An 8,733-nucleotide genomic window follows, 5' to 3' on the forward strand; every position below is an offset into this window, starting at 1 on the left:
GTAAAAGCCGGTTGCGAATTGTCTCAAAGATTTTTACTAGATGAGAAGAGACCTCTGAGGCAAGAGGTCTCTTCGATGTTAACCATTGTGCAGGATCTTACAGAAAGTTCAATCAGGGAAAAACTCTTTCCATCTCTTTTCCACCTTTTCCGATGTTGCCTTATCCAGATCAACGGGAATTGGTACTTCTTTCCATTCGAAGGGCGTGCAAGCGTCCATAATTATTCTTGAGGTAATCTCCCGCGCCGCGACAGGGAGGGAAGGGTCCAAAGGCGTCGAACGCCCCCTGTTTATAATCTGGGTAGACCGCGCAGGATCAAATCTCACAGAAAGCGCCCATATGACCTGATCCCAGTTCTCAACATCAATATCATCACCCACAACAATGACCCCCTTGAGACCGTAGCTTCCTGTGGTGGTAGAAATAACAGCCGTTCCTACCTGCATGGAGTGGCCCGGATACTGTTGTTTGACGGATACTATCGCCCAGTACCTGCCGGAAGATGAGGCGGGAACATGGACAGCCTTTATTCCCGGTATCTTCATATCTTTCAAGTCTGCCCACAAACTTGCGGTACGGTTCAGCGACTGGATCATCACAACATCATTGGGCGGCCTTCCAACGGCAGTTGCCCAGAATATGGGGTCGTTCCGATGCAGGATCCTTTTCACATCGAGAAAGATCTTGGGTGACGGTTTGCCTGAGTAATAGCCGGTGTATTCGCCGAACGGGCCTTCTGGTACAAGATTGTCGGGATCGATCTCTCCCTCTAAGGCAATTTCGGCATATGCCGGAAGAGGCAGGCCTGTCAGGTCGCTCTCTATAATGTCAATAGGTTTCCCTCGCAATGTGCTTACAATATCATATTCGTCTGTTTGTGCGGAAACCATGCAGCTCGAAACAAGATATAACAGCGGGTCGCCTCCAATTACCGCCACGGCAGGCATTTTTTGTCCTTTTGCCTTATATTTTTGGAGCATCAGGTCGCCGTGTTTGCCTTTAATGATCTGAACACCACATTTATTCTTCTCATGGACCTGCATCCGGTAGGTTCCAAGATTGACCCAGCCCGTTTCCGGGTCTTTCGTTACGAGATAAACAGCGGTACCGATAAATCTCCCTCCATCCAATATGTTGAAGAAAGGGGCCGGCAGATCATAGAGGTTGACCTCATCCCCTGCCTGTATATTTTCCATCAGGGGGGCCTTTTTTACCAACCTTGGTTTTATAAGCTTTTTGGTGACCAGATTCATCCACTCACGCGACAGATCCTGCATGGAGTAATGTATCGGCTGTCCCATGGCAATGGCCATCCGTTTGGGCCTTGTGAATGCGCTTATAAAAACCGGTATCTTATAATCCTTGACATTTTCAAATAGGAGGGCGGATCCGCCTCCGATCTCTTCATTTTTTTTAGCTACGTGGGATAGTTCTAAATTCCAGTCTACCTCTGCCTTAATGCGGTGGAGCTCACCCTCCTTTTCGCATCTGGTTATAAAGTCTCGTAAATCTTTCATAGCTCACCCTCCTCAGTTAGTCTCTAAACCTTGGGTTTTCAGCCGCTACGCCTAACTGTAATCAGTGTCCAGAGTATTGATCTGCCCACCCGTTCCCCGCCCAAAAGCTCAGCAGGGCGTTCAATGACCTTTGTATTATCCGGTCATCAACCTATCTTGTAAACCCTCAGGAGATTCCCATCAATCCTTAATTTGTCGCCGGTTTTGATCTTCATGGTAGCATCACCTGTCCCGACCACTGCCGGTATGCCATACTCACGGCTCACAATAACCGGGTGAGACAAAGAACCTCCGCTGTTGCATACCAGTCCTTTGATAATACCGAAGAGCGGCGTCCATGTAGCGCTTGTCATGGGGCAAACCATTATGTCGCCTTTTTGGATCTCCTTCCACTGGGATTCATCAAAGATAACCTTTGCGGTCCCTTCAACTACACCGGGACTCCCTGCCCCACCGACGCAGACAGCTCCTACTTTCTCGGGATCTTCGATGGGCATAGAGATGCTGACGGTGAGCGTGGGGTCGAAGTGGAGCATCGGCCCGATGGCATTGGGATCGCCTATGACCGGGGGCACTTCGTCCGAACCATATGTGAGCGCTTTATAACCTTCCCACTCCTTGCGCCTCTCCTGGACAAGCTGCACATAGCGTCCTTTTTCCCTGTTACCAAGGGCAGAGATGATTTCATCGGTAAACAGCATGAATATATCGTTCACGTCATTGATAGCCCCATCCTGAACCATCCTTTTGCCGCATTCGATGAAGCAACGCCTGCCGAACGCCATACACTTGAACTCTCCATGCCATGCCGCCCCCTCACTCCAGTAGTTTGCGGCACGGGCAGCCACAAGCAGTTTCTCCATCCAGTCCCGCTGGGCTTCAGGGACTTTTGCAAGGAATTCCTTTGATAACTCATCCCTCTCTTTCGTCATTGCATCGCGATCTTCATCGATCTTATGCGCCCCGCCCACTTCGACATACCTCTTTATGTCGGGCATCAATAGCGCCGGATCTTCATACCAGCCAGGTGCAACAAATTCATACATTCGCAGTAATTTCCATCCGTGTACCTTGAGAAACTTTTTCATCTCTTCAACCCATTTCTTTCCTGCCGCACTCTGCTCCATCGCTTTTACCACTTCATTGTCAGGGAGCATCAGGTTTTTCTCTATTTTTGAATCAATCGCCAGGCGCGCAAGGCCGGCAATTCCTCGGTTTGACCTGTAAAGAGGATTGTCCATACTTATCGTCAACTTTGAATAGAGCGGGTCTGTAGCCTTCAGCCCTGTGAATTCTCCGGCAAGCTGCTGAAAAAGCGCGGGCATCGGTGTTGCGCCAAACCAACCTTCAAAATACAGGTAGATAGCTTTGGTATGGAGGTAGATTATATCGTGTATATGCTCGATAAGCTCACCCCTTGTCATTGTTTCAAGGTTCATGTCGTAATATGGCTCCATGAGCTTGTCCATCTTGGCAAAGATACTGTCACAGAACCCAAATGGATCATCAATAATTTTTGCTGCAACTTCACGATACCTTTTTTCCCTGTCAGGAATCTCGCTATCCTGGGGAATGGCGCGTGTCAAATAACCATGGCCCTTGTAAAGCTTCCAGTAATATCCCAGGGTTGTAGGAAGCGAGATATATTCGCAACCCCGTCTAATCCCGTCTGTCATGTAACCATACCAGAACTCACAGTAAAGCGGCGTCATCACCGGCTCGGTATGTGCCGGTGTCCTTACCCAGACAGGGTAGTGCTCGAGGTCATAATCTGTAATCTCCCAACACATTGGTGTCCTTCCATAATGCATAAAGCCCCCTTTTTCAATAACTATCTTCCTGATAGTTATTGGTATAGAATAACCTCCCTCAATAATTTAGGAGGACTTGCCTTCACTCTTAACTTTGTTAAGTATGTCTTCTTTCAGCACCTTCTTGTCCAGCTTCATATCCGCTACCAGAGGCATCTTTTCGATGATCTCAAGCCTCTCCGGGGTCTTGTTGAGGTTTATCTTCCTCTCTTTGAAATACGCGCCCATCTCTCCAAAAGTAAATGTTGCGCCTTTCCTTACCACCACATATGCGCATGCCCTTTCTCCCATTATTGGGTCAGGATATCCAACAACTGCGGCTGCTTCAACCTTTGGATGCGTCACAAGGATAGCCTCTACCTCGGCAGGGTAGACATTAAAACCACCACGGATTATGATGTCTTTCTTTCTGCCTACTATATAGAGATTTCCTTGTTCATCGAACTTTGCCAGGTCACCCATATTGAATCCATTGGGGCCCCAGGCTTCCTTGGTCATTTGAGGATCTTTGTAATACCCGCCGACAGAGGTAGGTCCCTTAAAATACACAGCCCCGACTCCCCCGGGTTTAACCTCTTTCCCGTTATCATCGAGCAATTTGATTTCATTCCCCGGATGGGCTTTTCCCACTGAGAAGCGCCTTACCTCCACAGGATCGTCTGCGCTGACACTTGTCAAAGAGCCGGCATCCATGCCGCCGTAATGGTTTACCACAAGACATTTAAATCTGTTCTCAACCTCTTCTGCAACATGCGGAGGAAGCGGAGCGCCTGCAACCTGGAAAACACGGAGCGACCTGAGATCGTACTTATCGTAATTTTCGTTCTGGAGCATCATCGCAAGCTGTGCCGGCACCACCATCGGTATTGATATCTTTTCTTTCTCTATGAGCCTGAAGGCGTCTTCCGCATCAAAATGCTCCATCAAAACGCCTTTCGCGGCAACAAAGGGGGTAAACCGTGCGAGGCCGCGACCTGCGCCTGAGATAGGGGCAAAGGCGCATGCTACATCACTGCCTGTCATCTTGATTTTAGCCATATGGGAGGGAGACACAGATGTGGCAAGCGCCATCGGTGTTTGTATAACCTTGGGGAAGCCGGTCGTGCCTGTGCTTAGCTCGATCCATGCCACCTCATCTACCTGCACCTGTCTCTTTTTCAAATCATCCACTGAATATTTTTCTTCCAGCGGGGCTGCTAAAATCTCTTTTATTGAGATCCCCCCTTCCGGAATCTCATCTCCACAGAAAAAGATGTTTTTTAATGCCGGCAAACCGGGGCGTAATTCCTGGATCATCTGCCAGTAATCAAAATCTCTGAATTTCCACAAACCAACATAGCCTTTTGTCTCTGCAAGCTTCAGGATATAACCTATTTCATCGTGTCTTAAAGTCCTTACCACGGGTATCGAGATGATCCCTGCCTTTTCACATGCAACGCGCAGGAGAATGATCTCAACGCGGTTGGGGAGCTGGATCATTAGCGTGTCATCTTTGTTGAATCCCAGCTCCGCAAGCTTGAGGGCAAGCCTGTTTACCGCCTGATTTGCCTCGGCCCATGTAAACTTGTTCCCTGAATCGTCAACAAAGGCCTCTTTCTTGGGGTATTCCTTCGCGTTTCGTTCAAACAGATCGGCATAGGTTGTCTTTGTCCAGTAACCTTTGTTCAGGTATTCTTTAACCATCTCATCCGTATAACGTTGCGGTCGCATCTTCTTCCTCCTTCTCTTTATTCATCTTTAGTCGTTAGGATATTTCCAAAGCTATTGAAAAGCCCTTGGCATACAATACCACCTCCTTATATGAATATTGGTATCTTACCTGTGCATCATTTCATTGAGGGCTTCAACAAGGGCATCGGCAAAGATGGGTTCCTCTATCCATGCGTCGATTTCCCGGACATCAATTTCCGGTTTGAGCTGCTTCCTCAATTCTTTCACGAATGCCGCGTTTGCCTCAGGATCATGAAGGGGCCTGCCTGGCCCGTCGACCCTGGACCACCCGTTCAGGGGTATTATGAATTTTACGGGTCCTCTGGCGGCATTCAGTTTTCTGGCGATAATTCCGGCCGCCCGGGTTAATTCGTCTATATTGGATCTGATGAGCTGCCTGAGTTTGTCCGGCCTGAAGATCTTGCGGTCATCATATTCAGGCTTATACTTGGAAAGGAGCGGCGTAATAAAATCTAATCCTCCGGGAACGATAACCTGGGGAATCCCTTTGAGTCCTGCCGATTCTAACCTGACCTTACAGGCCTTACGGGTACCGCCTTCGATAAGGCTGTCTATGATGCCCCCCGGGGACAGGTCTAATACAGCATCAAAAAGCCCCTGATCAATGAGTTCCTCCATTGCCGTATCTCCGACACCCGTTGCCATGAATACAGTTACCTGGTACCCGTTCGTCTCAAGGACTTGCTTGATGTTTCTGATGCATTTCGCACTCGCCATAAGTTCACACAGCGCGACGGAGGGTTTTCTTGTCTCTGTACCAGTCATTTTATGTGGTAACATTTCATGCGCCTCTGCCATCCCGCAAATAGCACCAGCTGCCTGACTTAAAAGAGTTCTCAGAATATCATTTAATCCGGCAATGTCTACCATCGTGTGCATCATGGTGATGTCTTTTGTACCGAAATATTTTGATGAAAAACCTGGGAGCGCCGCATTGCTGGAGATAACAAATTTGGGCACTCCGAATGGAAGTCCCTTCATTACATCCGTTCCGATGAGCGTACCGCCTGCGCCGCCGATACAGAGGATCCCGTCTAATTTTCCTTCCCTCAGGAGTTCATTGCATATCTTTATCGCGCCATCGGTGATAATCTTGTTGATCTTTGGTCTATCAGGATTACCCCATATCGCTTTTATGTCTCCTCCGCCTTCTCTTGCCACCTCTTGACTGGTAATGTCCCCTTTGACTGAAGGTTTACTCCCCACACTCAGGTCCATTACAATCGTCTTATGACCTCTCAGCTCAACCTGTTCCTTGGCGAATAGGATCTCTTCAGACTTCGTGTCCAGGGTCCCAATAATAACGATGCTTTTTAGCATGATAAATCTCCTGATTTTTCAGTGGCTCACTGGAAACGTGCGGGTGCACAAAAAATCGAGAATCTTTTCTGTTGCGCTTCTTTCAACAGCCATTGCGGTAACCGGACGTGCCTGTACCAGAAAAACATTCTGCGGAAACTCCAGATCTGTATCTATAGCCCATTCTATATCCAGTGGCAGTCCATAATATTCTTCAGCCATTTTTGCGCACTTTGCCACCATTTCAGCCTCACAGTGTTCTATACATGGGGTCTTCTGTTTTTCTTCGGGAACATCCCTTTCTATGGTCCCTTTTTCTGTGAATACGACCTGCTTCTGCTTGCAGCGAATTTCCGCATTCACTACTTTAAGCGTCTCCTTATCCACTTCAAACCTGTCCGGCTCAACTATTCCCTGCACTACGCTTTCACCGACTCCCCAGTTGCCTTCAAGCACTATTTTTGTTTTATTGCCCGTATTCGGATTAACAGTAAAACCCACCCCGGATGCCCGGGACTTAACCATTTTTTGCACTGCTACCGCCACAGAAACAGATTTTGAAAAGATCGGCAAATTATTCTTGATACGGTATGATATGCAGCGTGGTGTAAATGCACTGGCCCAACACTTCAGTACATTTTTGAAGACCTCCTCTGTGCCCTGCACATTGAGATATGAATCATATTGCCCGGCAAAGCTTGCCATGGCCATATCTTCCGCCACACCGCTTGATCTGACCGCCACAGAAAGATCTTTAATGCTATACTTGTCACATAAAGCGCTATACGCCTCAGAAATGGGTTTCTGAAATTGTTCCGGGATTTCCGTTGATTCAATAAGGCTTTGAACGTAGTTCGCTATTTCGTTGAATTCATCAATACTGGTTGGCTTCTCGGGAAACTTGCTGAGAAATTTTTCGATTGTTTTTTCATTACCGGTAATCTCGAAGAATCTTTTATTTACTTCACTGGTAACGGTAAATCCCAACGGGACAGGGATTCCCAATTTGCACATTTCACCTAAGTTGGCAGATTTGCCTCCTACTAAACCAGCGTCATCCTTTCCACATTCTAGAAAGGAAACTACCCATCTTTCTTTTTTCCCAGGATTCATTTTACAGCCCCCTTTTTTATTTGAAACTTCTCATAAAGTTATTCTAGCATCCTAGAAATTGTTTATAGTTAATGTGTATATTAATCTTTATATTTTATATATCGAATACCCTATCGCCTCCTCGTCTGCTTACGCTTTATTTTTCAAAAATATTTTTTTCAGGCAACACATCTAAAAATAAGTGTACACGCCTTTGAAGTTGTCGACAATCAGCAAAAGTATGATTTTAGTCTTCCAAATGTATGAAAATAAGTACAGAAGATAAATAAACGGGGGTTTAGGGGTGTGACTTTAAGGTTCGAGGGAGGTGATCCCTTCGCGAATAGCATATTTTGTAAGTTCTGCGATACTATGGATATTGAGCTTTGCCATTATTTGCTGGCGATGGGTATCAACTGTTTTTACGCTTACGTTAAGTTTTGATGCAATTTCTCTTGTTGTTTTTCCCTCAGCCAGCAGTTGAAGTATTTCCCGCTCACGGGCTGTTAGTATTGTAAATACGGAAGGCTCCCTTTTGGGGAGATTGTGGAGGTACTCTCTTATTACTACATCGGTTATCCGCGGACTTAGATAAAGCTGATTTGTGATTGCAGCATGAATTGCCGATATGAGCTCCTCACAGGTACAATCCTTGGGAAGGTATCCGGATGCGCCTGCCCCCAGCATTTGCATTACAAACTTGGTGTCTGTGTGTGTAGACAGGGCAAGCACCCTTACACCCTTGGTCTCTGCGATAATTTGACGGGTAGCATCGATACCGTTCATATTGGGCATACCTATATCCATAATCACAATGTCCGGCAGCAGTTTCTTGGTAAGTCTCACAGTTTCTAATCCATCCTGAGCCTCTGCAACTACCTCCACCTCAGTTATTTTTTCAAAGATGGCACGAAGCCCCTCGCGTATTATCTGGTGGTCGTCAGCCAGGAGTAAGCGTATAGTCATGCTTGTTGTCCCTCATGTTACGTCTAACGTTATGGATACTTTAAAAGTTCACGCGTATATTATGAACATTCCGGGAAACATTTTGTCTTTAATTTGCCAAAATAACGGAGCAGGCTTTTTCTTGTACCTCTTTATATACATTATACCACTTTTAACATTGTTTTTCATAACATACAATATATAAACTAAGTTCCCAAAAAAATCGTTCGCCACTTAATGCCGGTTTTCCAGCACAATGCTGATGGAAGATTTTGCAATGTGGGTGAACGTTTTTGAAAAATTAATATTGATGCCAGTCAAGTCGTCCCAGCGAGGA

The 8,733-nt window shown here is 46.6% G+C and carries 6 protein-coding genes; all 6 read right to left on the reverse strand.

Going from position 1 to position 8,733, the window contains the following annotated elements:
- Positions 1–108: 108 nt before the first annotated feature.
- The 6 genes from ppcB to PHU49_07350 all read right to left on the reverse strand — a co-directional run bounded on the left by ppcB (position 109) and on the right by PHU49_07350 (position 8,417).
- Positions 109–1,518: a phenylphosphate carboxylase subunit beta gene (gene ppcB / locus PHU49_07325; GenBank protein ID MDD5243814.1), complete on the reverse strand. Its 1,410-nt coding sequence runs from the start codon at positions 1,516–1,518 to the stop codon at positions 109–111.
- A gap of 146 nt (positions 1,519–1,664) precedes the next feature.
- The gene (locus tag PHU49_07330) at positions 1,665–3,329 is read right to left on the reverse strand and encodes a PEP-utilizing enzyme (GenBank protein MDD5243815.1); all 1,665 of its coding nucleotides are present in this window, start codon (positions 3,327–3,329) and stop codon (positions 1,665–1,667) included.
- Between the two features lie 66 nt (positions 3,330–3,395).
- Positions 3,396–5,039: an AMP-binding protein gene (locus tag PHU49_07335; GenBank protein MDD5243816.1), complete on the reverse strand. Its 1,644-nt coding sequence runs from the start codon at positions 5,037–5,039 to the stop codon at positions 3,396–3,398.
- Positions 5,040–5,144: 105 nt separating this feature from the next.
- On the reverse strand, positions 5,145–6,380 hold the full coding sequence (locus PHU49_07340; GenBank protein ID MDD5243817.1) for a Tm-1-like ATP-binding domain-containing protein: 1,236 nt from the start codon (positions 6,378–6,380) through the stop codon (positions 5,145–5,147).
- An 18-nt stretch (positions 6,381–6,398) separates the two neighbouring features.
- Positions 6,399–7,472, reverse strand: coding sequence for a PEP/pyruvate-binding domain-containing protein (locus PHU49_07345; GenBank protein MDD5243818.1), 1,074 nt, complete (start codon positions 7,470–7,472; stop codon positions 6,399–6,401).
- Positions 7,473–7,763: 291 nt separating this feature from the next.
- Positions 7,764–8,417: a response regulator transcription factor gene (locus PHU49_07350; GenBank protein MDD5243819.1), complete on the reverse strand. Its 654-nt coding sequence runs from the start codon at positions 8,415–8,417 to the stop codon at positions 7,764–7,766.
- Positions 8,418–8,733 lie beyond the last annotated feature (316 nt).

Source organism: Syntrophorhabdaceae bacterium, assembly GCA_028713955.1.
GTDB lineage: Bacteria > Desulfobacterota > Syntrophorhabdia > Syntrophorhabdales > Syntrophorhabdaceae > UBA5609.